This window comes from Rhodopseudomonas pentothenatexigens, from assembly GCF_900218015.1.
GTDB classification, from domain to species: Bacteria; Pseudomonadota; Alphaproteobacteria; order Rhizobiales; family Xanthobacteraceae; genus Rhodopseudomonas; species Rhodopseudomonas pentothenatexigens.
Genome location: NZ_UFQQ01000004.1, coordinates 159093 through 183066 on the forward strand (window position 1 = coordinate 159093; position 23974 = coordinate 183066).

A 23974-nucleotide genomic window follows, 5' to 3' on the forward strand; every position below is an offset into this window, starting at 1 on the left:
AATGACGGCCACGTGATGAGAAAGCTGCGATGACTATCACCCCCGCCCTCATGATCCAGGGCACCTGCTCCAATGCCGGCAAATCGACGCTGGTGGCGGGGCTGTGCCGGGCGCTGGTGCGGCGGGGACTCAAGGTGGCGCCGTTCAAGCCGCAGAACATGTCGAACAATGCTGCGGTGACGGTGGACGGCGGGGAGATCGGCCGGGCGCAGGCGGTGCAGGCGCGCGCCGCGAAACTGCCGCCGACCGTGCATATGAACCCGGTGCTGCTGAAGCCGGAGACCGACACCGGCGCGCAGGTGATCGTGCAGGGCAAACGCTTCGGCCGGCTCGGCGCGCAGCACTTCCTCGACAAGAAAGCGGCGCTGCTGCCGCATGTGCTCGACAGCTTCGCGCGCCTCGCACGCGAGGCCGACATCGTGCTGGTCGAAGGCGCCGGCTCGCCGGCCGAGATCAATCTACGTGCCGGCGACATCGCCAATATGGGCTTCGCGCAGGCCGCGAACGTGCCGGTGGTGATCGCCGGCGATATCGAGCGCGGCGGCGTGATCGCGAGCCTCGCCGGCACGCATCTCGTCCTCGACGAGGCCGAGCGGGCGCTGGTGAAGGGGTATCTGATCAACAAATTCCGCGGCGACGTGCGGCTGTTCGATCATGGACTGACGTCGATTACCGAGCTGACCGGCTGGCCGTCGCTCGGCGTGGTGCCGTGGCTGCCGTCTGCCGCATTGCTTCCTGCCGAGGACGCGGTCGATCTCGATCGGGCGCAGGCATCGACCGCCAAGCGCATCATCGCCGTGCCGATGCTGGCGCGGATCGCGAATTTCGACGATCTCGATCCGCTCGGCATGGAGCCCGGCGTCAAGCTGGTGTTCGTGCCGCCCGGCACGCCGATTCCGGCCGAGGCCGATGTGGTGATCATTCCCGGCAGCAAGTCGACGCTCGGCGATCTCGCGTTTATGCGCGCGCAGGGTTGGGACATCGACATCGCCGCCCATGTCCGCCGCGGCGGACACCTGCTCGGGCTGTGCGGCGGCTATCAGATGCTCGGGCGCAGCATCGCCGATCCGGACGGTGTCGATGGCGCGCCCGGCACGGTCGATGGGCTCGGCCTGCTCGACACGGTCACGATCATGCAGGGCGACAAGTCGACCACGCTGGTCCACGGCACCCATGTGGCGACCGGAGCGCCGGTCGAAGGCTATGAGATCCATCTCGGCCGCACCGAGGGCCCCGATTGCGCTCGGCCGGTGGTGACGATCGACGGTCGGCCCGACGGCGCGATCTCACGAGGCGGCCGGGTGCAGGGCACCTATCTGCACGGCCTGTTTACCAACGACGACTTCCGCCGTGCCTGGCTCGCCGGGCTCGGCATCGCGTCGCAGCTCGCCTACGAGGCGCAAGTTGAAACCGCGCTCGATGCGCTGGCCGATCACCTCGAAGCGCATCTCGACGTCGAGCGGATGATTGCGATCGCGCGCAGTCGTCAGAGCACCAACGCCAGCGCCGCGTAGATTGCGGCCTGCAGCGCGCAAGCCGCAATCATCACCCGCAGTGCGCGGCCGATGTCGGCCGGGGTCGCCTCGCTGCGCGCCTCGGCGTTGAGATAAGGATCGTCGGTGATCTTGCCGCTGTAGCTGCGCGGGCCTGCGAGCGCGACGCCGATCGCCGCCGCCATCGCCGATTCCGGCCAGCCGGCATTGGGCGAGCGGTGCTTGCCGGCATCGCGCCGCATCACCGTGATGGCGGTCTTGACCGAGCCGCGGACGATCGGTGCCGCCAGCGCGATCAGCAGACCCGACAGCCGTGCCGGAACGAGGTTCAGGACGTCGTCGAGCCGCGCCGCGGCCCAGCCGAACGAGCGATGCAGCGGCGTCAGATGACCGATCATCGAATCCGCGGTGTTGATCGTCTTGTAGATCAAAAGGCCCGGCAGCCCGAGCAGCGCCAGCCAGAACACCGGCGCGACCACACCGTCGGAAAAATTCTCGGCACTGGATTCGATCGCCGCGCGGCAGACACCGGCTTCATCCAGCGTCTGCGGATCACGGCCGACGATCAGCGACACTTTCTCGCGTGCTTCCGTGAGGCCGCCGGTCGCGAAAGCGTCGCGCACCTGCGCGACGTGATCGTACAGGCTGCGCTGCGCGATCAGCGTCGCGGCCAGCACGGCCGCGATGATCCAGCCGCCGGGCAATTGCCGCAGCGGCGCCTCGAGCAACAGGCCGACCAGCCCGGCGACCGCGATCAGGAACAGCGCTGCGACGATGCCGGCGATCTTCTTGATCCGCTCCGACCAGTCGTCGCGGTTGAGCGTGCGGTCGAGCCAGCCGATCATCGTGCCGATCAGGACGACCGGATGCGCCAGCCGCTTCCACAGCCAATCGGGATCGCCGATCAGTGCATCGAGCACGAGCGCGACCACGACGATCAGCAGCGCGTGGGAATCCAACAGCATGTCATCGCTCCACGCGGGCGAGTTCTTCGGTCAGCCGGTCGAGCGCATCGGCGAGCATCGGCCCGCCGCACACCGTCAGCCGTTCCGGCACCGTAATCCGCTTCGACGGCGGATAGAAGCGCTGCAGCGCCGGATGCAACACAAAGGCGCGGCCTTCGTCCTCGGCGAAATCGCTGTCTTCCGAGATCAGCAGGAAGTCCGGCCGTAGCGCCACCACGGCCTCCAGCGAGGCGAAGCCGCCGCGTTGCAGGCCAAGGCTGCTCGCAGCATTGTGCAGTCCGACGGTGTCGAGCAGCGTACTGATCAGGCTGTCGCGGCCCGACACCCAACCGCGCCGCGCCAGCGGCAGCACGGTGAGCTGCGTTCGCGACGCGGCCTGCTTGGCGCGCGCCATCACAGCGTCAATGCGGGCGATCGACGCGTCGGCTCGCTCAGGATGGCCCAGAAGATCGGCCATCTGCCGGATCTGCGCTTTGGACTCGTCGATCGTCTTCACCGATTCGAACTCGACGATGCGTTGGCCCATCTGCTTCAGGAGCTCGCGCGTCGCGCGTTTGGTGTAACGGCCGCCGACCACGAAGTCCGGCTTCAGCATGAGTACGTCTTCGGCTTCGCCGGACAATTGCGGAAATCGTGCCGCCTGTGCGGCAAGGAACGATCGATCGGCATCGCGTGCATAGGGGCTGAGCCCGAGAATCTGATCGGGATCGGCGAGCGTCAGCAGCAACTGATCGGTGCAGGCATTGATCGATACCACCTTGGGCGCCGCGGCTGCGCTCGCGTCAGTTGCGAGAGTCGCAACTAACAGCATCATCAATCCGGCTAAAACACCGCCGAGCCTCTCGCGCTTTGGTCGCGATGGTGGCAAGACACGGTGATGAAGCACGGCGGCGATCTTACGGCGGCGATGGCACGGCACGGCGGCGATGCCGCCGACTGGCTCGATCTTTCCACTGGCATCAATCCGCGGCCTTGGCCGATTCCGGACATCGCCCCGGCTGCTTGGCAGCGTCTGCCGTCGCAGGCGGACGAGACTGCGCTGTACGACGCAGCCCGCCAAGCCTACGAGGTGCCCGATGAGTCCGGCATCGTCGCCGCCGCCGGCACCCAGGCGCTGATCCAATGGCTGCCGCATCTCGCCGCACCTGGCGGCGTTGCGATCGTCGGGCCAACTTATGCGGAGCACGCGCTGGCCTGGCGTAACGCCGGCCGCGAGCTGGTCGGTATCGCTTCGCTCGACGACATTCCCGAGCAGGCCCGCCACGCGTTGGTGGTGAGTCCGAACAATCCAGACGGCCGCATCGTCGAACCCGAGACCTTGCGCCGTGCCGCCGCGCAGCTGCGCCGGCGTGGCGGTTGGCTGGTGATCGACGAAGCCTTTGCCGATGTCGATCCGTCTTTTACTGCGGCCGTGCTGACACCCGAGCTGCCGATCGTCGTGCTGCGCTCGTTCGGCAAGTTCTATGGCTTGGCCGGCGTCCGTCTCGGGTTTGCTATCGCAGGTGAGGTGATTGCGAGGCGGATCGCGCTGGCGCTCGGGCCGTGGAGTTGCTCCGGGCCGGCGCTGCGGATCGGCGCTGCGGCGCTGCGCGATCGGGCCTGGGCAGTGGAAACCCGCGACGAATTGCGCGAACAGGCCACGCGGCTCGACGAGGTGCTGTGCGGCGGCGGGCTCGACATCGTCGGCGGGACGCCGCTGTTCCGGCTCGCGCGTCATCCCGAGGCGTATCGGTTGCACGAGATGCTGGCGAGGCAGCGGATTTGGTGTCGCAGGTTCGACTGGGCGGACGATCTGCTCAGGTTCGGCCTGCCCGGCGAAGCCGCCGGGCTCGATCGGCTCGCCGCCGCACTGGCCGCGCCGCTGTAGCGGCGGCACCGTCAGGTTCCAGACCACGGCAGGATCACGCCGCTGTCCTGATACTGCGCTCGGTAGGCGCTGACGCGAAACACCTGCTGCATGATCTCGTCCGACAGCGCCTCGGCGGGCGCGCCATGGGCGGCCAGCCCGCCATGCTGCATCACCAGCACGGTATCGGCAAAGCGCGCAGCGAGGCCGAGGTCGTGGGTGACGACGATCACCAGCGTGCCGGCGTCGGCGGTGGTGCGCAAGGTCTGCATCACGTCGAGCTGATAGCGCGGGTCGAGCGAGGCGGTCGGCTCGTCGGCGAGCACCACCGGCGCCTCGACCGCCAGCACGCGGGCGAGCGCGACGCGGCTGCGTTCGCCGCCAGACAGTTCGGTGACGGTGCGGTCCGCGAACTGCGCGACGTCGGTGACTGCCATCGCCCGTGCGACCGCCTCGGCGTCATGCGGCGACAGCCAGGCCGGATCGGTGGCGCCGTGCGGAAACCGGCCGAGCGCGACGACGTCGCGCACCGGCAGCGGCCAATGCACCAGATGGCCCTGCGGCAGATAGCCGAACCGTTTGGCGCGCTCGCGCAGCGGCAGCGTCGCCAGCGCCTCGCCGCCGATGGTGATCTCGCCTTGCGCCTCGACCAGCCCGGCGAGGGCGCGCAGCAGCGTGGTCTTGCCGGCGCCGTTCGGGCCGACCAGCGCCACCAGATGCCCGCGGGTCAGCGACAGCGACACCCCGCGCAGCACCTCGCGCCCCGACAGCGAGACGGCGAGATCGCGCGCGGTGAGGAAGGCGGCACTCATGCGATGCCTCCGCCGAGCGCGCGGCGTTCGCGCACGATCAGATACAGGAAGAACGGCACGCCGATGATCGAGGTCAGTACCCCGACCTTGATGTCGGTGTTGGCCGGGATCAGCCGCACCGCGATGTCTGCGGCGAGCAGCAGCGCCGCGCCGGCGAGCGCGCTCGGCAGCAGCACACGGGCGGGATCGTGGCCGATCAGAGGCCGCACCAGATGCGGCGCGACCAGGCCGATGAATCCGATCGTGCCCGACACCGAGACGGCGCCGCCGACGCCGAGCGCGGTGCCGGCGATCACGATCAGCCGCAGCCGGCCGACATCGATGCCGAGGCTCTGCGCGGTTTCTTCGCCGAGGCTGAGGGCGCGGAACGCGGCACGCTGGCTGAACAGCAGCACGCCGCCGGCGACGATGAACGGCAGTGCCAGCATCACGTGACGGAAGCTGCGGTCCTCCAGCGAGCCGAGCAGCCAGAACGCGATCTCGAGGCTCGCGAACGGATTGGCCGACAGGTTCATCACCAGCGCGGTGGCGGCGCCGGCGAGGGCGGAGATCGCGAGGCCGGCGAGGATCAGCAGCAGCAGGCTGGCGTTGCGGCCGGCCACCGCGAGCAGCACGAACACCGAGACGAACGCCATCGTGATCGCCGCGGCCGGCAGCGCGAACGAGCGCACGTCGGCGAGCCCGAGTGCGATGATCAGCACCGCGCCGAACGCGGCCGATTGCGGCGCGCCGAACAGCGACGGCGACGCCAGCGGGTTGCGCAGCAGGCCCTGCAGCGCCGCGCCGGACAGCCCCAGAATGCCGCCGATCGCCAGCGCCAGAATGGTGCGCGGCAGCCGGATCTGCTGCACGATGATCTGCTGCACCTCGCCGCCGAACCCGGCCAGCGCTTGCACCACGGTGAGCGGCGACAGCTTGACCGGTCCTACGGCGAGCGATCCGATCGCCAGCAGGGCCACAAGCACCGCGAGCGCAGCGGTCACGGTCGCCGCGAGCGCATTCGGTCCGGAACGTCGGGTCATGCCGCGCTCATTTCTGCACGGCCGCGGCGGCCTGGTCGAGCCGGTGATAGCCGTTGAGGCGATAGATGATGGTGGAGACGATCCAGCTCGCCACGAACAGCGCCACGATGCCGTAGCCGAGCGCGCCGAAATTGGAGTTGAGCTCGGCGATCCATTCCCAGAACGCGCCTTCGAGATGGAAGCGTCCGGCGAGCAGCCCGAGCGTCTCGATGCCGCCGATCAGCAGCGCCACCAGCACCGACACCGTGGTGATGGTCATGTTGTAATACAGCTTGCGGACCGGGTTGCGATACGCCCAGCCATAGGCGCCGAGCATCAAGACGCCATCGAGGGTGTCGACCAGGGTCATGCCGGCGGCGAACAGCGCCGGAAAAACCAGGATCGTCCAGTGCGAAATGCTGCCGGAAGCGTTGGCGGCGAGTCCAAACAGGCTGATCTCGCTCGCGGTCTCGAAGCCGAGCGCGAACAGCAGCCCGATCGGAAACAGCTGCCAGCTCTTGGAGACGAAGCGGAACAGCGGCCGGAACAGCCGCGCCAGCCAGCCGCGCTGTTGCAGCAGTTCGTTGATGTCGTCGTCGTGCACGATCTCGCCGGCCTTGGCCTTCTTGAATGCGCGATACACGCCGCTCAGCACCGACAGATTGGCGATCGCGATCGCAAACAGAAACAGTGCCGACGCCGAGGTGCCGATCACCCCGCCGATCTCGCGATAGCCGGAGAACCGCTCGGTCAGCGAATTGGCCGCGATCGCGATCGCCAGCGACGCCACCAGCACCACGGTGGAATGGCCGAGCGCGAAGAACAGCCCGACCGCGACCGGCCGCTTGCCCTCCTGCATCAGCTTGCGGGTGACGTTGTCGATCGCCGCGATGTGGTCGGCGTCGAGCGCGTGGCGCAGGCCGAGGCTGTAGGCCAGTACCGCGGTGCCGATCAGCACCGGCTCGCCCGCGAAGGCGGTCAGCGCCCAGGCCCAGGCGGCGATATTGGCGAGCACCAGGCCGCCGAGCACGGCGATCAGGCGGACGCGGAATCCATCGGAAGAAGCGGGCAGAACGAGATCGGTCATGGCGGTCTCCGGCCGGTGAGCAGCATCCTGTCACCTGTGCGGCGGACCGCTCCAGCCGCGCGCGCCGCACGGTGGAAGATGACGTGCTCAGGCCGGTCTCCTGGCTCACGGGTCGTCGCGATCCTTCGCCTTCCCGGGCAAGTGCTGCCCAGTGGCCGATTGAAGGAACGCTCGCCGCTCACAGTTGCGGGCGCAGCGCCGGATTTGGGTCTGCGGCCGTAAAGCTTGGGCCCGCACCGGCTTCCCTGTGCCGGACGATTCCCGGCACACCTGAACGGGCGCGATCAAATGGAAGCGGGTGGGCTTTGTCAATCGCCGCCTTGGTCGGGCGGCCGACGGTTCACGCGGGGGTGCTCAGCTTCAGCCCGATCATGCCGGCCACAATCATCGACAGGCACAGCACCCGAACCCCGCTGGCCGGCTCGCCGTACAGCGTCATCCCGATCACGATGCTGCCGGCGGCGCCGATTCCGGTCCACACCGCGTAGGCGGTGCCGAACGGCAGCGATTTCAGCGCGATGCTCATAAGCCAGAAGCTCGCCAGGATGGCGGCCAGGGTTACGACCGCGGGCCAGAACCGGGTGAAGCCCTCGGAATGCTTCAGCCCCAGCGCCCAGACGATCTCCATCAGGCCCGCGGCAAACAGCGCGAGCCAGCCGGTCATGGCTTTTTGCGCGGCGGCAGCGTCAGCACCGCGGCTTGCGCATAGCCGCGATACGGCCGCTCGAACCGCAGGCCGGCACCGGTGCGGGCCGCGACCTGCATCAGCACCGCCTCCAGGCTGTCGCGCGGGGTGACGTCGAACAGCGTCAGCCAGCGCCGCAGCAGGTTGCGCGCCAGGCCGGGCAGGCCGCGCTGGTCGCCGAAATCGACGATGTGCAGCTTGCCGCCCGGCTTCAGATTGGCGACGGCGCGATCGATCACCGCGGTCCAGTCCGGAATCATCGACAGGCTGTAGGAGATCATGACGTGGTCGAACGCGACCGCGTGACCGAACACCGCATGCGCGGTGAACGCGGTGGCGTCGCCATGCGCGACCTTCACCCGGGAGATCAGCCCGGCGCCTTCGATCGAACTGATCGCCGAGGTCAGCATCTCGGTCGAGACGTCGAGGCCGTAGAATTTCGCCTCGCGGTATCGGGTCGCCGCCTGGATCAGGTTGCGGCCGGTGCCGCAGCCGACTTCCAGCACGGTTTCGCCGGCCTTCGGCTGCAGCTCGGCGATCAACTGATCACGGCCGAGAAGATAGTACCGACGGGTCAGGTCGTAGATGTGGCGCTGATAGCGGTACATCCGGTTCATGCGCGAGGTCGCGTCGACCGGCCACGCCGGATCGACGGCGAGCTCGGGGTGCGTCAGCTCGGTACGCGGAAGGTCGGTGCGAGTGAGCGTCGTCATGGCCTGCCACCCTGGTTCGGCATCATCCGCCTTCCATCGCGTTTTCAGGCGACAGGGTGATGACAAGACTGGCGCTGCTGATAAGGCCGGCGTTGTCGCAAAACTGCAGCGTTGCGCAGCTAATTTGGATCGATTGACGAGTCGAGGATTCGATGAACACGCAGCAACTGATCGCGGATGCCGTCCGCAACAGCAAGGATCGCAGCGAGTCGACGCTGTGGGACGCTTTGTTTTCAATCTGGTTTCGCCGCCTGGTCTATACTCAGATCTGGGAAGATCCCGAGGCCGACCTCGCGGCGCTGCAGTTGCCGATCGGCTCGACCATCGTGACGATCTCGTCGGGCGGCTGCAACGCGTTGTCCTACCTCACCGCCAAGCCGGCGCAGGTGTTCGCGGTCGATCTCAACGAGGCGCATCTGGCGCTGCTCAAGCTGAAGCTCGCCGGCCTGCGGGCGCTGCCGGACTACGCGTCGTTCTGGCGGTTCTTCGGCGAGGGGGCTGCGGCTGATAACGCCGATCTGTATCGCCGGCGGCTGCGCCCGGCGCTCGATCTCGATGCCCGCAGCTTCTGGGACGAGCGCGACTTTCGCGGCCGGCCGCGCTACCGCTACTTCACCAACGGGTTCTATCGCCACGGCGCGCTCGGCCATTTCATCGGCTTTGCGCATCTGCTGGCGCGGCTCGCCAAGATCGATCTCGACGTGCTGCTGAAGGGCGCGCCGGAGTCGCCGGAGCGGCAGGCGGCGCTGCAGCGCGTCGACCGGCTGTTCCATTCGCGGTTCGCCCGCATGCTCACAGGGACGCCGGCGTTGCTGTTCAGCCTCGGCATTCCGCCGCAGCAGCGCGAACTGCTCGGCGGCGACCAGCCGCTCAACGAAGTGCTGCATCAGCGCCTGCTCCGGCTGATCGACGTCTATCCGAACGAGACCAATTACTTCGCCTGGCAGGCGCTGAGTCGCAGCTATCCCGGCCCCGGCGACCGCTGCCTGCCGCTGTATCTGCAGGAGAGCCGCTATCAGCAGATGCGCGCCGGCGCCGGCCTGGTGATTCCGGTGCACGAAAACCTGCGGGTGTTCCTGGAGAGCCTGCCGGCCCGCCAGATCGACGCCGTGGTGCTGCTCGATTCGCAGGACTGGATGGCGCCGGACGAAATCCGCGCGCTGTGGGACGCGATCGATCGCGCCGGCAAGGAGCAGGTGCGGGTGATCTTCCGAACCGCCGGCGCCGAATCCCCGCTGGAAACCGAGCCGCTGGCTCCGCTGCAACAGACCTGGCAGCGCGACGCCGAACGCAGCGCCATCGGCTTCGACCGCGACCGCTCGGGGATCTACGGCGGCTTCCACTGCTACATGCGGCGGAGCGGCAGCGTCGGCTGAACCGCCGCCGGTGTGTTCGCGCGCCGGTTCGCTCAGCTTGATCCATCTCAATCCGCATCCCCGCCAATCAGTTAGCGTGCTGATGACGAAGCGTGGTGCGGATGGGTCGTGCTTCCCGCGCCGGCAGCGTCTCTCCCCAGACTGGCCCCGCGCTCCCGATGCGCAACCGGGAGGCGGGGTTATTGTTGCCTGTGCGCCCGCAACGGCGTGGCCGCCGGGCCGCCTTGCCGATTGCGTCCTGATCGGGCAAGACTCTCGAAATTCACCTGAATTTCCAAGAGGCCGGTTTGATCGACAAGCTCGAGCTGCTGCTGGCGCTCGCCAAGGAACGACATTTCGGCCGAGCCGCGGAAGCCTGCGGCGTGACCCAGCCGACCATGTCGACTGGCATCAAGCAGCTCGAAGAGATCTTGGGCGTGATGCTGGTGCAGCGCGGCTCGCGGTTTCTCGGCTTCACGCCGGAGGGCGAGCGGGCGCTGGAATGGGCGCGCCGGATCGTCGCCGACAGCCGCGCGATGCGCCAGGATATCGGCGCGCTGAAGGCCGAGCTGTCCGGAGAGTTGCGGATCGCCGCGATTCCGACCGTGCTCGGCATGGTAGCGCAGCTCACCACGCCGTTCCGCGCCAAGCATCCGAATGTCCGCTTCAGCATCCTGTCCTGCACCTCGTCGGAAGTGCTGGGCCTGCTCGAAAACCTCGAAGTCGACGCCGGACTGACCTACACCGAGAACGAGCCGGTCGGCAAAGTCCGCAGCGTGCCGCTGTATCAGGAAAGCTACCGGTTGATCACCTCGCCCGACGGCATGTTCGGCGATCGCGATCAGGTGACCTGGCGTGAGGTCGGCCAGGTGCCGCTGTGCCTGCTGACGCCGAACATGCAGAACCGCCGCATCATCGACCGGGCGCTGCGCGCCGCCGGCACCAGTGCGCAGCCGACGCTGACCTCGAATTCGATCATCGTGCTGTATACCCACGTCAAGACCGGACGCTGGGCCAGCGTGATGCCGGCCAAGCTCGCAGAGACGCTCGGACTCGGCGACGGCGTTCGCACCATCCCGATCGTCGAGCCGAAAGTGGCCTACAGCATCGGCCTCGTGGTGCCGCCGCGCGAACCCTATACGCCGCTGGTCGCCGCCCTGATGCAGGTGGCCCGCGAGGTCGCGCCGACGCTGCAGAGCTGATCGGGGCGGTTTGGTGCTGACGGAACTGGTGTGGCGCGTAGGCCGTCGCCACGCGTCATTCCGGGGCGCTCACGAAGTGAGCGAACCCGGAATCTCCTGGCGCAAATAACCTCTGGATTCCGGGTTCGCCGCTGCGCGGCGCCCCGGAATGACGGAGAGGGCGATGGCTGCCCCTTGTCGTTATGGCTGGCCCCCGTCGTTGCGGATTCCCTATCGCAGCATTGGACTGCTTTATTGATCTTTTGAACGATTCTCATTCTCATCCGGCGATCCACGACGACGAAGAGCGCCGATGCAATACGAACCATGGGAAACCGCCCGCGCCAGCGAGATCATCGCCGGGCTGACGCACAAGGACGGCGCGACGCTGCTGATGCTGCAGGCGTTGCAGAAGGCGTTCGGCTATGTGCCGCAGGACGCCGAGCCGATGATCGCGCAGGCGCTGAATTTGTCGCGCGCCGAAATCCATGGCGTCCTCACCTTCTATCCGGATTTCCGCCGTGAGCCGCCGGGCCGTCACGTGCTGAAGCTGTGCCGCGCCGAGGCCTGCCAGGCCGCTGGCGGCGACGCGCTGGCGGCGCATGTCGAGACCCGGCTCGGCGTCACCTTCGGCGCCACCACCGCAGACGGCGCGGTGACGCTGGAGCCGGCCTATTGCCTCGGCCTGTGCGCCACCGCGCCATCGGCGATGATCAACGAGCGCGTGGTCGGCCGGCTCGATGCCGGCAAGCTCGACGCTCTGTTGGCGGAGGCGCAGCGATGAGTTTGCGCATGTTCATTCCGCGCGATTCCGGTGCGCTGGCGGTCGGCGCCGAAGAGGTCGCGGCCACGCTGCTCGATCAGGCGCATGCGCGCCAGCTGCCGATCGATCTGGTTCGCCCCGGCTCGCGCGGGCTGTACTGGCTCGAACCGATGCTGGAGGTGGACACGCCCGAGGGCCGCATCGCCTATGGGCCGGTGACGTCGGCCGACGTGCCGACGCTGCTCGATGCGATCGTGTCAGGCGGGCCGCATCCGCTGCGGCAGGGGCTCACGGAGGAGATCCCGTGGCTGAAGCGGCAGACCCGGCTGACCTTTGCGCGCTGCGGCATCGTCGATCCGCGCTCGATCGACGATTATCGCGCTCATGGCGGCTATCGCGGGCTCGAACGCGCGCTGAAGATGAGCTCGGATGCGATCATCGACGACGTCGTCAAGTCCGGCCTGCGCGGCCGCGGTGGCGCAGGCTTTCCGACCGGCACCAAGTGGCGCACCGTGGCGCAGGCCGGGCGTGGCCAGAAATACATCTGCTGCAACGCCGACGAGGGCGACAGCGGCACCTTCGCAGACCGGATGCTGATGGAGGGCGATCCCTTCATGATCATCGAGGGGATGACGATCGCCGGCATCGCCGTCGGCGCCACGAAGGGCTACATCTACATCCGCTCGGAATATCCGCATGCGGTCGAGGCGATGAGCGCCGCGATCGAGGCGGCGCGGCGCACCGGCTATCTCGGCGAGCACATCTGCCATTCGACGGATTCGTTCGACATCGAAGTCCGGGTCGGTGCCGGCGCCTATATCTGCGGCGAAGAAACCTCGATGCTGGAGAGCCTCGAAGGCAAGCGCGGCACTGTGCGGGCCAAACCGCCGCTGCCGGCCCACAAGGGCCTGTTCGGCCGGCCGACGGTGATCAACAACGTGCTGACCTTCTCGGCGGTGCCCTACATCCTCGACGGCGGCGCTCAGGCTTATGCGGATTGCGGCATGGGCAAGTCGCGCGGCACCAAGCCGATCCAGCTCGGCGGCAACATCAAGCACGGCGGGCTGTTCGAGGTGGCATTCGGTATCACGCTCGGCGAACTGGTCGACGAGATAGGCGGCGGCACGCTGAGCGGCCGGCCGGTGCGCGCGGTCCAGGTCGGCGGCCCGCTCGGGGCTTACTTCCCGCGCGCGCTGTTCGATACGCCGTTCGACTACGAGGCGTTCGCCGCGCGGAGCGGCATGGTCGGGCATGGCGGCGTCGTGGTGTTCGACGACACCGTCGACATGGCCAAGCAGGCGCGGTTTGCGATGGAATTCTGCGCCCATGAATCCTGCGGCAAGTGCACGCCGTGCCGGATCGGTTCGACCCGCGGCGCCGAGACGGTCGACAAGATCATCGCCGGCGACCGGCCCGCGGCAAACATCGCCGTGCTCGAAGACCTCTGCAACACCATGAAGTTCGGCTCGCTGTGCGCGCTGGGCGGCCTGACGCCGATCCCGGTGCTGAGCGCACTGACTCACTTTCCGGAAGATTTCGGCCTCGCGCCGCGCCGCCTGCAGGCCGCGGAATAAAGGACGATCGATATGGCTCTGGTCCACGAAACCGATTTCGGCACGCCGCGCTCGCCCTCCGACACGATTGTGACGCTGACGATCGACGGCCGCAGCGTCTCGGTGCCCGAGGGCACCTCGATCATGCGCGCCGCGATGGAGATCGGCACTGCGATCCCGAAGCTCTGCGCCACCGACATGGTCGACGCGTTCGGCTCGTGCCGGCTGTGCCTGGTCGAGATCGACGGCCGGTCCGGCACGCCGGCGTCGTGCACCACGCCGGTTGCCGACGGCCTCGTCGTCCACACCCAGACCGAACGGCTGAAGCAGATCCGCAAGGGTGTGATGGAGCTGTACATCTCCGATCACCCGCTCGACTGCCTGACCTGCTCGGCCAATGGCGATTGCGAACTGCAGGACATGGCCGGCGCGGTCGGCCTGCGCGACGTCCGTTACGGTTACTCCGGCGAGAAGCATCCCAATCCTGGACTCGACGAGTCCAATCCGTACTTCACCTACGACGCTTCGAAGTGCATCGTCTGCTCGCGCTGCGTCCGGGCCTGTGAGGAAGTGCAAGGCACCTTCGCGCTGACCATCGCGGGCCGCGGCTTCGACTCCGTCGTGTCGCCCGGCATGCAGGAGAGCTTCCTCGGCTCCGAATGTGTGTCGTGCGGAGCCTGCGTACAGGCCTGCCCGACCGCGACGCTGAACGAGAAGAGCGTGATCGAGATCGGCACGCCGGAGCGCTCGGTGGTGACCACCTGCGCGTATTGCGGCGTCGGCTGCACCTTCAAGGCCGAGATGCGCGGTGAAGAGCTGGTGCGCATGGTGCCCTACAAGGATGGCAAGGCCAATCGCGGTCATTCCTGCGTCAAGGGCCGGTTCGCCTGGGGCTACGCCAACCACAAGGAGCGAATCCTCAAGCCGATGATCCGCGGCAAGATCACCGAGCCGTGGCGCGAAGTCAGCTGGGACGAGGCGTTCGCCTATGCGGCGTCCGAGCTGAAGCGCATCCAGGCCAAATACGGCCGCGACTCGGTCGGCGGCATTACCTCGTCGCGCTGCACCAATGAAGAGACTTTCCTGGTGCAGAAACTGATCCGCGCCGGCTTCGGCAACAACAATGTCGACACCTGCGCCCGGGTCTGCCACTCGCCGACCGGCTACGGCCTGTCGACCGCGTTCGGCACCTCCGCCGGTACCCAGGATTTCGACTCGGTCGAGCACGCCGACGTGGTGATGATCATCGGCGCCAACCCGACCGACGGCCACCCGGTATTCGCCTCTCGCCTGAAGAAGCGGCTGCGCGCCGGCGCCAGACTGATCGTGGTCGATCCGCGCCGGATCGACCTCGTTCGTTCCGCGCACATCGAGGCCGCGCAACACCTGCCGCTGAAGCCCGGCACCAACGTCGCGGTGCTGACCGCGCTGGCGCACGTCATCGTCACCGAGGGCCTCGCCAACGAGGCGTTCGTGCGCGAACGCTGCGACTGGAGCGAATACGAGCACTGGGCGGCGTTCGTGTCCGACGAGCGCAACAGCCCGGAGGCCACCGCCGCCTTCACCGGCGTCGATCCGCAAAGCCTGCGCGAAGCGGCCCGGCTGTACGCCACCGGCGGCAACGGCGCGATCTATTACGGCCTCGGTGTCACAGAACACAGCCAGGGCTCGACCACCGTGATGGCGATCGCCAATCTGGCGATGGCAACAGGCAATCTCGGCCGGCCGGGCGTCGGCGTGAATCCGCTGCGCGGCCAGAACAATGTGCAGGGCAGTTGCGACATGGGCTCGTTCCCGCACGAGCTGCCGGGCTATCGCCACATCTCGACCGATGCGGTGCGCGAGAGCTTCGAGGCGTTGTGGAACGTCAAGCTCGACAACGAGCCCGGCCTGCGGATTCCCAACATGCTGGACGCCGCGGTCGAGGGCTCGTTCAAGGCGCTGTACGTGCAGGGCGAGGACATCCTGCAGTCCGACCCCAACACCAAGCATGTCGCCGCCGGGCTCAAGGCGATGGAATGCGTCATCGTCCACGACCTGTTCCTGAACGAGACCGCCAACTACGCCCACGTCTTCCTGCCGGGCTCGACCTTCCTGGAGAAGAACGGCACTTTCACCAATGCCGAGCGCCGCATCCAGCGCGTTCGCAAGGTGATGTCACCGAAGAACGGTCTTGAAGACTGGGAAGTCACGCTGAAGCTGGCCGAGGCAGTCGGCTACACCATGAACTACACGCATCCATCGCAGATCATCGACGAGATTGCGGCGCTGACGCCGACTTTCGCGGGCGTGTCCTACGACAGGCTGGAAGAACTCGGCTCGATCCAGTGGCCGTGCAACGCCAACGCGCCGGAAGGCACGCCGGTGATGCATGTCGATCACTTCGTCCGCGGCAAGGGCAAGTTCGTCATCACCGAATATGTCGCGACCGACGAACGCACCGGACCGCGCTTCCCGCTGCTGCTCACGACGGGCCGCATCCTGTCGCAATACAATGTTGGGGCGCAGACGCGGCGGACCGCCAACACGGTGTGGCACGACGAGGACCGGCTCGAGATCCATCCGCACGACGCCGAGCAGCGCGGAGTCCGTGATGGCGACTGGGTGCGTCTCGCCAGCCGCGCCGGCGAAACCACGCTGCGCGCACTGATTACTGACCGCGTCGCACCGGGCGTGGTCTACACCACGTTCCACCACCCGGACACGCAGGCCAACGTCGTCACCACCGAATACTCCGACTGGGCCACCAATTGCCCCGAATACAAGGTGACGGCGGTGCAGGTGGCGCCGTCGAATGGCCCGTCGGAGTGGCAGCGCTCCTACGAGCAGCAGGCGGCGGCCGCGCGGCGGATCGCGGTGCCGGCGGAGGCGGCGGAGTGATGACGCGCTCCACCGTTCACACCGGCAAGACCAAGGTCTGGCGTCACGGCCGGATGCAGCCTGGCACGCGCGCGATCCCCGAAGAGACGCCGATCGCGCTCAGCTACAACGGATCGACCCAGGCGGTGATGATGGCGACGCCGGCCGATCTGGAAGACTTCGCGGTCGGCTTCAGCCTGAGCGAAGGCGTGATCGAACGGCCTGCGCAGATCGAGAGCTTCGAGATCGTGCCGCACGACGACGGCGTCGAGCTGCGGATGTGGATCGGCGGCGACGTCGCCGAGCGGCTGGCGCAGCGTCGCCGCGCCATCGCCGGCCCGACCGGCTGCGGGCTGTGCGGCGTCGATTCGATCGCCGAGGCGGTGCGCCCGGTCGCGACCGTCGGCACGGGGCGCAGCTTCTCGCCGCAGCAGATCATCGCCGCGATCGAGGCGATGCCGCCGCTGCAGACCCTGAATGTCGAGACCCGCGCGGTGCACGCTGCGGCTTTCTTCACGCCGGAGAGCGGCATCGTGGATTTGCGCGAGGACGTCGGCCGCCACAATGCGCTCGACAAGCTTGCCGGCGCGCTGGCGAGGGGCGGCATCGATGCCACGGATGGCATCGTGCTGCTGACCAGCCGGGTGTCGGTGGAAATGGTGCAGAAGACCGCGGCGATCGGCGCACCCGTGCTGGTCGCCGTCTCGGTGCCAACCGCCCTGGCGGTGCGGATGGCGGAAGCCGCCGGCATCACCCTGGCGGCGATCGCCCGCTCGGACGGCTTCGAACTGTTCAGCCATCCGCAGCGCATCGTCGAGATCGATCACAAGGGAGCTGCCGATGTCGCCTGACCGGCTGGTGTACATGGCCAATCAGATCGGTGCGTTCTTCCGCAGTCAGGGGCCGGACAAGGCGGTGCCGGGGATTGCCGAGCACCTGAAGAAATTCTGGGAGCCGCGGATGCGACGGGCGATCATCGCGCATCTCGATGCGGGCGGCGACGGGCTCGCGCCCGAAGTGCGGGCGGCGGTGGAGGCTTTGAAAGCGGCGACGTAGCAAGGCGCAGGTGACGACGGCCAGTCCGAAAACGGACGGTCGCAAACTGGGGAAGGAAACCACATGACCACATTGGAAGGGGCCGGACGGCTGTCCGGCGCACGGCCGGGTATTTTCGATCGCGAACGGATCGTCGCCAAAGCCGGCTTCAATCGCTGGCTGGTGCCGCCGGCCGCACTGTGCATCCACCTCTGCATCGGCATGGCTTACGGCTTCAGCGTATTCTGGCTGCCGCTGTCGCGCGCGGTCGGACTGTCGACACCGAAGGTCTGCGCCGACATGACCATCGTGCAGGAGCTGTTCACCACCACCTGCGACTGGCGCGTCGCCTCGATGGGGTGGATGTACACGCTGTTCTTCGTGCTGCTCGGCGCTTCGGCCGCAGTGTGGGGCGGCTGGCTGGAGCGGGTCGGTCCGCGCAAGGCCGGCTTCGTCGCCGCGCTGTGCTGGGCCGGCGGCCTCGTGCTCGGTGCGCTCGGCATTTATCTACACCAGCTCTGGCTGCTGTGGCTCGGCTCCGGCGTGATCGGCGGCATCGGTCTCGGCCTCGGCTACATCTCGCCGGTGTCGACGCTGGTGAAGTGGTTCCCGGATCGCCGCGGCATGGCGACCGGCATGGCGATCATGGGCTTCGGCGGCGGCGCGATGATCGGCGCCCCGCTCGCCAACATGCTGATGAACTACTTCCGTACCCCGACCGACGTCGGCGTTTGGCAGACCTTCCTGGCGATGGGGCTGATCTACTTCGTGTTCATGACGATCGGCGCGTTCTCCTATCGGCTGGCGCCGCCGAACTGGCGGCCGGACGGCTGGACTCCGCCGGAAAAGAACAACGCCTACATCACCGCGCATCAGGTGCATCTGAAGGACGCGCACAAGACCAGGCAATTCTGGCTGATCTGGGCGGTGCTGTGCCTCAACGTCTCGGCCGGCATCGGCGTGATCGGAATGGCGTCGCCGATGTTGCAGGAGATTTTCGGCGGCAAGCTGATCGGTCTTCCCGAACTCAGCTTCAATCAGCTATCCGGCGAGCAGAAGACCGTGATCGCTGGCATCGCTGCCGGCTTCGCCGGGCTGCTGTCGCTGTTCAACATCGCCGGGCGGTTCTTCTGGGCGTCGCTGTCGGATCACATCGGCAGGAAGAACACCTACTACGTGTTCTTCCTGCTCGGCATCGTGCTGTATGCGCTGGTGCCGACGCTGGCGGCGATGGGCAGCAAGGCGCTGTTCGTGCTCGCCTTCGGCATCATCCTGTCGATGTACGGCGGCGGCTTCGCCACGGTGCCGGCGTATCTGGCCGACATCTTCGGCACCCAGTTCGTCGGCGCGATCCACGGCCGGCTGCTGACCGCCTGGGCGACCGCCGGCATCATCGGCCCGGTGGTGGTCAACTACATCCGCGAGGCGCAGATCGCGGCCGGCGTCGAGCGGGCGCAGGTCTACGACTTCACCATGTACATCCTCGCCGGGATGCTGGTGATCGGCCTGGTCTGCAACGCGCTGGTGAAGCCGCTCGCCGACAAATGGTTCATGAAGCCGGAGGAGGTCGCGGCGCTGCAGGCCAAGGGCGCCGCCGCCAATGCCGGCGGTGGCTCCTATGGCATCGGCAAGGGCGGCCTCGACGCCCGCGCCGCGGCGTTCTGGCTGTTCGTCGGCATTCCGCTGGCCTGGGGCGTGTGGATCACGCTGCAGAACGCCGTGAAGATCTTCTGAGCTTCGCGGAGTTGGCGGGGCGCTGTCGATCGACAGGAAACACAGGTCGCTCCACGTCATGCCCGGGCTTGTCCGGGCATCCACGTCCTCTGACTCACCACGAGTAAGGCGCTGATGGCCGGGACAAGCCCGGCCATCACAGAAGTACATGGCTTGACTGCATTGCGCCGCATCGATTGCAGCGCAGCGAACTGATCGCTTCGCCTCTGTTGCGATTCATCATCAATCATCTTCTCTCCTGCCGCGATTGTGTTAGCCTTCGGCTGCTGGCGCACGAACGCCGCTGACGACGCATCAGACGTCGCATAACAAAATAGCGGCTGCGTTGACGGCCGTGGCGAGGGAGTGGACGCGATGAAGTCGGTCTTCACACGAGCCGTTGTTGCGTGCGCGGCCGTCCTGGCGATCGGGACGTTGCCACCTGCCGGTGCGCAGGGGCTGAAGAAATACGAATCCGGCACCAAGGAATTCTGGACCAACCCGCCGCCCGACTGGTTCCTCGGCGACGAGACCGAGGCGCAGAAAGGACTGGCGCCGCCGGCGGGTCCGCCGACCGGCTCCTCGGACGCCGAGCTGGCCGCGACGATCAAGAAGATCAAGCTGCCGCCGGGCTTCAAGATCGAGGTCTATGCCTCGGGCGTGCTGTCCGCGCGGCAGATGGCCTGGGGCGACAACGGCACGCTGTTCGTCGGCTCGTTTGGGGTCGGCAGCGTCTACGCGATCACCGAGAAGGACGGCAAGAAGCAGGTCAAGACCATCCTGAAGGGCCTGAAGATGCCGACCGGGGTCGCGTTCCGCGATGGCGCGCTGTATGTGATCGATATCGACAAGCTGATCCGCTACGACAATGCCGAGGCCAATCTCGACAATCTCGGCTCGGGCAAGGTCGTGTACGACGACATGCCGCCCTACGTGGCGCACGGCTGGAAGTATCTCGCCGCCGACAAGGACGGCTGGTTCTACGTGCCGTTCGGCCCGCCCTTCAATATCGGCATTCCGCCGACCTCGCTGTCGCAGATCCGCCGCGTCGATCCCAAGACCGGCAATGCCGAGCTGGTCGCGCTGGGCGTCCGCAACTCGGTCGGCGGCGACGTCGATCCGCGTACCGGCAAATACTGGTTCACCGAGAACGCCCGCGACTGGGTCAGCGACGACTTGCCGAGCGACAAGCTCAACATGATCTCGAGGCTCGGCGAGCATTTCGGCTATCCGTATTGCCATCAGGGCGACATGCCGGATCCGAAATTCGCGATGGGCCACAAGTGCTCGGAGTTCACGCCGCCGGTGCTGAATCTCGGCGCCCACGTCGCGCCGCTCGGCATGAAGTTCTACACCGGCGACCAGTTTCCGGCCGAATACAAGAACAATATCTTTATTGCCGAACACGGCTCGTGGAACCGGCACAAATATCAGGGCGGACTGATCAAGCGGGTGATCGCTGATCCGGACGGCAAGAACGCCAAGCAGGAGGATTTCGCCACCGGCTGGATCGAAGGCGACCAGGGCTATCTCGGCCGTCCGGCCGACATCGTCCTCGCCAAGGATGGTTCGATGCTGGTGGCCGACGATTGGGCCGGCGCGATCTATCGCATCAGCTACAGCAAGTGAGCCTGTGCTGAGCTCACACACTCCACGTTCGTCATTCCGGGGCGCCGCGCAGCGGCGAGCCCGGAATCCATACTCCCGGGGCCCGTTGTCAGGCACGACCACCGTCTTGGCGATTCACCGCGAGCACAGTGGTGATGGATTTCGGGCCTTCGTCGCGGCCGGCTGCGCCGACCGCGACGAATCCAGGAATGACGAACTCCAACTATAACTCTGAGCCAACAGAGGCCCCTTGCATGACTCGCCTGCTTGCTGCGCTGTCGTTCTGTTTCAGTCTGTTTGCGTCTCCACTTGTCGCCGGCGACATTCAGGCCGGCAAGGCCAGGGCCGGCGTCTGCTCGTTCTGCCACGGCGCCGACGGCGTCTCGAAAATGGAGTACACGCCGTCGCTCGCCGGCCAGCCCGACCTCTACATCCAATGGCAGCTGGTGTTCTTCCGTGCCGGAACCCGGGAGAACGCCAATATGAAAACCATCGTCGAAGAACTGACCAACGAGGACATCCGCAACCTCGGCGCCTACTACGCCTCGCTGCCGCCGATGAAAAATCCGAAGCCGGACGAAAAGCCGGAGCTGTCGCGCAAGGGCGCCGAGGCCGCCGTGGGGCGGCGCTGCGCTTCGTGCCACACCGACAATTTCGCCGGCACCAAGGCCACCGCTCGCCTCGCCGGTCAGCGCGAGGAATACCTGATCAAGGCGCTCAACGAATACAAATCCGGCCAACGCTCCGGCGGCGCGATGGCGGCGATGACCGACGTCGCCTATCAGCTCAGCGAAGAGGAAATCTATGCACTGGCGCACTATCTTGCGCATTTGAATTAGCAGCGCTGCGCCATTGCCGAGCAGACACCATCGCTTCGTTAGTCGGCAAGCGCCCCACATCCGTCATGGCCGGGCTTGTCCCGGCCATCCACGCCTTTTGTTTCCACGAACGCCTCAAGGCGTGGATGCCCGGGACGAGCCCGGGCACGACGGGGAGAGACGGATATTGGATCGACCTGACCGATCTTCGGCCAGGTCCAGGAACCAAACCGCATCCTCGCCGTAGACACGCCGGCGGACGGCTCTCTCGCATCAGTTGGAACGACACGGCAGCGATGGCTTCGATCGCCGCGAGAGCCGCGCCGCTCGTCACTCTGTCCTACTGCGCGCGAGGTTCCATGGCCGACAAGCATCCCGAACTGAAATCCGCCGAGCTGGCCGACGCATCGATCCATCGCGGGCCTGGCGGCGAGACCCATCAGGTTGCCAGCGACGATATGCCGGCGCTCACCAGCCGGCAGGGCATCCCGATCAGCGACAACCAGAACAGCCTGAAGACCGGCCGGCGCGGTCCGACGCTGATGGAAGATTTTCTGTTCCGCGAGAAGATCTTCCACTTCGACCACGAACGTATTCCGGAGCGGGTCGTTCATGCGCGCGGCTTCGGCGCGCACGGCTTCTTCGAAACCTACGAGTCGCTCGCCGACATCACAGCCGCCGACGTCTTCCAGCGCGCCGGCGAACGCACGCCGGCCTTCGTGCGGTTCTCCACGGTCGCGGGCAACAAGGGCTCGTCGGATCTGGCGCGAGACGTCCGCGGCTTCGCCGTCAAGCTCTATACCAAGGAGGGCAACTGGGACATCGTCGGCAACAACATTCCGGTGTTCTTCATCCAGGACGCGATCAAGTTTCCAGACCTGATCCACGCCGCCAAGCAGGAGCCGGATCGCGGCTTCCCGCAGGCCCAGACCGCGCACGACAATTTCTGGGACTTCATCTCGCTGATGCCGGAATCGATCAACATGGCGCTGTGGATCATGTCCGATCGCACCATCCCGCGCTCGTTCCGGTTCATGGAAGGCTTCGGCGTGCACACCTTCCGGCTGATCAATGCCGACGGCAAATCGACCTACGTCAAGTTTCACTGGAAGCCGAAGCTCGGCATGCAATCGGTGGTGTGGAACGAAGCGGTCAAGCTCAACGGTGCCGATCCTGATTTCCACCGCCGCGACCTGTGGGATGCGATCCAGGCCGGCGACTATCCGGAATGGGAGCTCGGCCTGCAACTGTTCGACGATGCGTTCGCGGACGAATTCGAATTCGACATTCTCGACGCCACCAAAATTATCCCGGAAGAGCGCGTGCCGATCCGCCGCGTCGGCCGGCTGGTGCTCGATCGCACCGTCGATAATTTCTTTGCCGAGACCGAGCAGGTGGCGTTCCATACCGCCAACATCGTGCCTGGCGTCGATTTCACCAACGACCCGCTGCTGCAGGGGCGCAACTTCTCGTATCTCGACACCCAGTTGAAGCGCCTCGGCACCACCAACTTCACCGACCTGCCGATCAACGCGCCGAAATGTCCGTTCCACAGCTTCACGCAGGATGGCCACATGGCGTTCAACAATCCGCGCGGCCGCGTCAACTACGAGCCGAACAGTTGGGGCACCGGACCGCGCGAGACGCCGAAAGGCTTCCGCAGCTTCGCGGCTGAAGATGCCGGCGAGAAGCGCCGCGCCCGCGGCGAACTGTTCGCCGATCACTACAGCCAGGCGCGGCAATTCTACGTCAGCCAGAGCGAGATCGAACAGACCCACATCAAGGACGCATTCGTGTTCGAACTCAGCAAGGTGGAGACGCCGGCGATCCGCGCTCGTGTAGTGTCGCATCTGGTCAATGTCGACAAGACGCTGGCCCAGATGGTCGCTGACGGCCTCGGCATCAAGCTGCCGGCGGCCGCCGAGCCGGCCCGCGAGGTGATCACCGATCTGCCGCCGTCGCCGGCGCTCAGCATCGTCAACAATGCGCCGGGCAGCTTTAAGGGCCGCAAGCTCGGCATTCTGGTCAGCGACGGCGCCGACGCCAAGCTGCTGGCGGCTCTGGAGGCCGCTGCCGCACAGCAGGGCGCGATGGTCGAACTGATCGCCCCGAAGGTCGGCGGCTTCACCGCGTCCGACGGCAAGCAGCGGCCGGCCAAGCAGAAGGTCAATGGTGGTCCGTCGGTCCTGTATGATGCCGTCGCGGTGCTGCTCTCGCAGGAGGGGACACTTCAACTGCAGCAGGAGGCGACCGCGCGTGACTTCGTCGCCGACGCCTTCGCGCACGCCAAGTTCATCGCCACCACCAAGGAAGCCGCGCCGCTGCTGGAGAAGGCTGGCGTCGAACCCGACGGCGGTGTGATGAGTCTCGGCGGACCGAAGGATGCCGAGCGCTTTCTGGAGCTTTGCGCGCAATTACGATTCTGGGAGCGCGAGCCGAAGGTCCACGCGGTTTAACTACGCGGGATAGGGCGATCGGCCTTCAGTG

The 23974-nt window shown here is 66.7% G+C and carries 20 protein-coding genes and 1 riboswitch; of the genes, 13 read left to right on the forward strand and 7 right to left on the reverse strand.

Annotated elements, in window-relative coordinates; all coding sequences use genetic code 11:
• The first annotated feature begins 29 nt into the window (after positions 1 to 29).
• Positions 30 to 1514, forward strand: coding sequence for a cobyric acid synthase (locus tag DWA33_RS04935; protein ID WP_114356974.1), 1485 nt, complete (start codon positions 30 to 32; stop codon positions 1512 to 1514).
• Here DWA33_RS04935 and cbiB read toward each other — a convergent pair.
• Positions 1487 to 2458 (reverse strand): adenosylcobinamide-phosphate synthase CbiB, encoded by a 972-nt coding sequence (gene cbiB / locus DWA33_RS04940; protein WP_114356975.1) that lies wholly within the window; start codon positions 2456 to 2458, stop codon positions 1487 to 1489. The two genes, DWA33_RS04935 and cbiB, sit on opposite strands and share 28 nt — an antisense overlap.
• A gap of 1 nt (position 2459) precedes the next feature.
• Positions 2460 to 3272 (reverse strand): ABC transporter substrate-binding protein, encoded by an 813-nt coding sequence (locus DWA33_RS04945; protein ID WP_114356976.1) that lies wholly within the window; start codon positions 3270 to 3272, stop codon positions 2460 to 2462.
• 63 nt (positions 3273 to 3335) lie between these two features.
• Between DWA33_RS04945 and cobD the strand changes: the two genes are divergently transcribed.
• Positions 3336 to 4325, forward strand: coding sequence for a threonine-phosphate decarboxylase CobD (cobD, locus tag DWA33_RS04950; protein ID WP_114356977.1), 990 nt, complete (start codon positions 3336 to 3338; stop codon positions 4323 to 4325).
• An 11-nt stretch (positions 4326 to 4336) separates the two neighbouring features.
• Here the strand turns inward: cobD and DWA33_RS04955 are convergent, their stop codons facing one another.
• From DWA33_RS04955 to DWA33_RS04975, 5 genes are all read right to left on the reverse strand, one after another.
• Positions 4337 to 5116 carry an ABC transporter ATP-binding protein gene (locus DWA33_RS04955; RefSeq protein ID WP_114356978.1) on the reverse strand — a complete coding sequence of 260 codons (780 nt, stop codon included), beginning with the start codon at positions 5114 to 5116 and terminating at the stop codon, positions 4337 to 4339.
• Positions 5113 to 6138, reverse strand: a complete 1026-nt coding sequence (locus tag DWA33_RS04960; RefSeq protein WP_114356979.1) for a FecCD family ABC transporter permease — start codon at positions 6136 to 6138, stop codon at positions 5113 to 5115. The genes DWA33_RS04955 and DWA33_RS04960 overlap by 4 nt, the downstream gene beginning before the upstream one ends.
• A 7-nt stretch (positions 6139 to 6145) precedes the next feature.
• Positions 6146 to 7204 (reverse strand): HoxN/HupN/NixA family nickel/cobalt transporter, encoded by a 1059-nt coding sequence (locus tag DWA33_RS04965; protein ID WP_114356980.1) that lies wholly within the window; start codon positions 7202 to 7204, stop codon positions 6146 to 6148.
• 73 nt (positions 7205 to 7277) lie between these two features.
• Positions 7278 to 7493, reverse strand: a riboswitch (cobalamin riboswitch).
• A gap of 51 nt (positions 7494 to 7544) precedes the next feature.
• Positions 7545 to 7868 (reverse strand): DMT family transporter, encoded by a 324-nt coding sequence (locus tag DWA33_RS04970; RefSeq protein ID WP_114356981.1) that lies wholly within the window; start codon positions 7866 to 7868, stop codon positions 7545 to 7547.
• Positions 7865 to 8602 (reverse strand): class I SAM-dependent methyltransferase, encoded by a 738-nt coding sequence (locus tag DWA33_RS04975; RefSeq protein WP_114356982.1) that lies wholly within the window; start codon positions 8600 to 8602, stop codon positions 7865 to 7867. Before DWA33_RS04975 ends, DWA33_RS04970 begins: the two co-directional genes overlap by 4 nt.
• Before the next feature lie 152 nt (positions 8603 to 8754).
• On the opposite strand from DWA33_RS04975, the gene DWA33_RS04980 reads away from it, so the two are divergent.
• From DWA33_RS04980 to katE, 11 genes are all read left to right on the forward strand, one after another.
• The gene (locus DWA33_RS04980; RefSeq protein WP_114356983.1) at positions 8755 to 9978 is read left to right on the forward strand and encodes a BtaA family protein; all 1224 of its coding nucleotides are present in this window, start codon (positions 8755 to 8757) and stop codon (positions 9976 to 9978) included.
• Positions 9979 to 10265: 287 nt separating this feature from the next.
• Entirely contained in the window at positions 10266 to 11159 is an 894-nt protein-coding gene (locus DWA33_RS04985; RefSeq protein ID WP_114356984.1) for a LysR family transcriptional regulator, read from the forward strand.
• A 292-nt stretch (positions 11160 to 11451) separates the two neighbouring features.
• The gene (locus tag DWA33_RS04990) at positions 11452 to 11922 is read left to right on the forward strand and encodes a formate dehydrogenase subunit gamma (RefSeq protein WP_114356985.1); all 471 of its coding nucleotides are present in this window, start codon (positions 11452 to 11454) and stop codon (positions 11920 to 11922) included.
• On the forward strand, positions 11919 to 13475 hold the full coding sequence (locus tag DWA33_RS04995) for a formate dehydrogenase beta subunit (protein ID WP_114356986.1): 1557 nt from the start codon (positions 11919 to 11921) through the stop codon (positions 13473 to 13475). Before DWA33_RS04990 ends, DWA33_RS04995 begins: the two co-directional genes overlap by 4 nt.
• Before the next feature lie 12 nt (positions 13476 to 13487).
• Positions 13488 to 16334 carry a formate dehydrogenase subunit alpha gene (fdhF, locus tag DWA33_RS05000; RefSeq protein ID WP_114356987.1) on the forward strand — a complete coding sequence of 949 codons (2847 nt, stop codon included), beginning with the start codon at positions 13488 to 13490 and terminating at the stop codon, positions 16332 to 16334.
• Positions 16334 to 17164 carry a formate dehydrogenase accessory sulfurtransferase FdhD gene (gene fdhD, locus DWA33_RS05005; protein ID WP_114356988.1) on the forward strand — a complete coding sequence of 277 codons (831 nt, stop codon included), beginning with the start codon at positions 16334 to 16336 and terminating at the stop codon, positions 17162 to 17164. Before fdhF ends, fdhD begins: the two co-directional genes overlap by 1 nt.
• Positions 17154 to 17369: a formate dehydrogenase subunit delta gene (locus tag DWA33_RS05010; RefSeq protein WP_167443122.1), complete on the forward strand. Its 216-nt coding sequence runs from the start codon at positions 17154 to 17156 to the stop codon at positions 17367 to 17369. Before fdhD ends, DWA33_RS05010 begins: the two co-directional genes overlap by 11 nt.
• Positions 17370 to 17432: 63 nt before the next feature.
• A complete protein-coding gene (locus DWA33_RS05015; RefSeq protein ID WP_114356990.1) occupies positions 17433 to 19082 on the forward strand; it encodes an OFA family MFS transporter in 1650 nt (549 codons plus the stop codon).
• 354 nt (positions 19083 to 19436) lie between these two features.
• Positions 19437 to 20690: a PQQ-dependent sugar dehydrogenase gene (locus DWA33_RS05020; RefSeq protein WP_114357073.1), complete on the forward strand. Its 1254-nt coding sequence runs from the start codon at positions 19437 to 19439 to the stop codon at positions 20688 to 20690.
• 233 nt (positions 20691 to 20923) lie between these two features.
• The gene (locus tag DWA33_RS05025) at positions 20924 to 21508 is read left to right on the forward strand and encodes a c-type cytochrome (RefSeq protein WP_114356991.1); all 585 of its coding nucleotides are present in this window, start codon (positions 20924 to 20926) and stop codon (positions 21506 to 21508) included.
• A gap of 338 nt (positions 21509 to 21846) precedes the next feature.
• Positions 21847 to 23943, forward strand: a complete 2097-nt coding sequence (gene katE / locus DWA33_RS05030; protein WP_114357074.1) for a catalase — start codon at positions 21847 to 21849, stop codon at positions 23941 to 23943.
• Positions 23944 to 23974: the final 31 nt, after the last annotated feature.

Coding starts and splice junctions, on each gene's coding strand:
- DWA33_RS04970 (WP_114356981.1), bottom strand. CDS start 7,868: ATGACCGGCTGGCTCGCGCTGTTTGCCGCGGGCCTGATGGAGATCGTC.
- DWA33_RS05015 (WP_114356990.1), top strand. CDS start 17,433: ATGACCACATTGGAAGGGGCCGGACGGCTGTCCGGCGCACGGCCGGGT.
- DWA33_RS05010 (WP_167443122.1), top strand. CDS start 17,154: ATGTCGCCTGACCGGCTGGTGTACATGGCCAATCAGATCGGTGCGTTC.
- DWA33_RS04965 (WP_114356980.1), bottom strand. CDS start 7,204: ATGACCGATCTCGTTCTGCCCGCTTCTTCCGATGGATTCCGCGTCCGC.
- DWA33_RS04975 (WP_114356982.1), bottom strand. CDS start 8,602: ATGACGACGCTCACTCGCACCGACCTTCCGCGTACCGAGCTGACGCAC.
- DWA33_RS04960 (WP_114356979.1), bottom strand. CDS start 6,138: ATGACCCGACGTTCCGGACCGAATGCGCTCGCGGCGACCGTGACCGCT.
- DWA33_RS04955 (WP_114356978.1), bottom strand. CDS start 5,116: ATGAGTGCCGCCTTCCTCACCGCGCGCGATCTCGCCGTCTCGCTGTCG.
- DWA33_RS05020 (WP_114357073.1), top strand. CDS start 19,437: ATGAAGTCGGTCTTCACACGAGCCGTTGTTGCGTGCGCGGCCGTCCTG.
- DWA33_RS04990 (WP_114356985.1), top strand. CDS start 11,452: ATGCAATACGAACCATGGGAAACCGCCCGCGCCAGCGAGATCATCGCC.
- cbiB (WP_114356975.1), bottom strand. CDS start 2,458: ATGCTGTTGGATTCCCACGCGCTGCTGATCGTCGTGGTCGCGCTCGTG.
- cobD (WP_114356977.1), top strand. CDS start 3,336: ATGAAGCACGGCGGCGATCTTACGGCGGCGATGGCACGGCACGGCGGC.
- fdhF (WP_114356987.1), top strand. CDS start 13,488: ATGGCTCTGGTCCACGAAACCGATTTCGGCACGCCGCGCTCGCCCTCC.
- fdhD (WP_114356988.1), top strand. CDS start 16,334: ATGACGCGCTCCACCGTTCACACCGGCAAGACCAAGGTCTGGCGTCAC.
- DWA33_RS04980 (WP_114356983.1), top strand. CDS start 8,755: ATGAACACGCAGCAACTGATCGCGGATGCCGTCCGCAACAGCAAGGAT.
- DWA33_RS05025 (WP_114356991.1), top strand. CDS start 20,924: ATGACTCGCCTGCTTGCTGCGCTGTCGTTCTGTTTCAGTCTGTTTGCG.
- DWA33_RS04995 (WP_114356986.1), top strand. CDS start 11,919: ATGAGTTTGCGCATGTTCATTCCGCGCGATTCCGGTGCGCTGGCGGTC.
- katE (WP_114357074.1), top strand. CDS start 21,847: ATGGCCGACAAGCATCCCGAACTGAAATCCGCCGAGCTGGCCGACGCA.
- DWA33_RS04945 (WP_114356976.1), bottom strand. CDS start 3,272: ATGATGCTGTTAGTTGCGACTCTCGCAACTGACGCGAGCGCAGCCGCG.
- DWA33_RS04935 (WP_114356974.1), top strand. CDS start 30: ATGACTATCACCCCCGCCCTCATGATCCAGGGCACCTGCTCCAATGCC.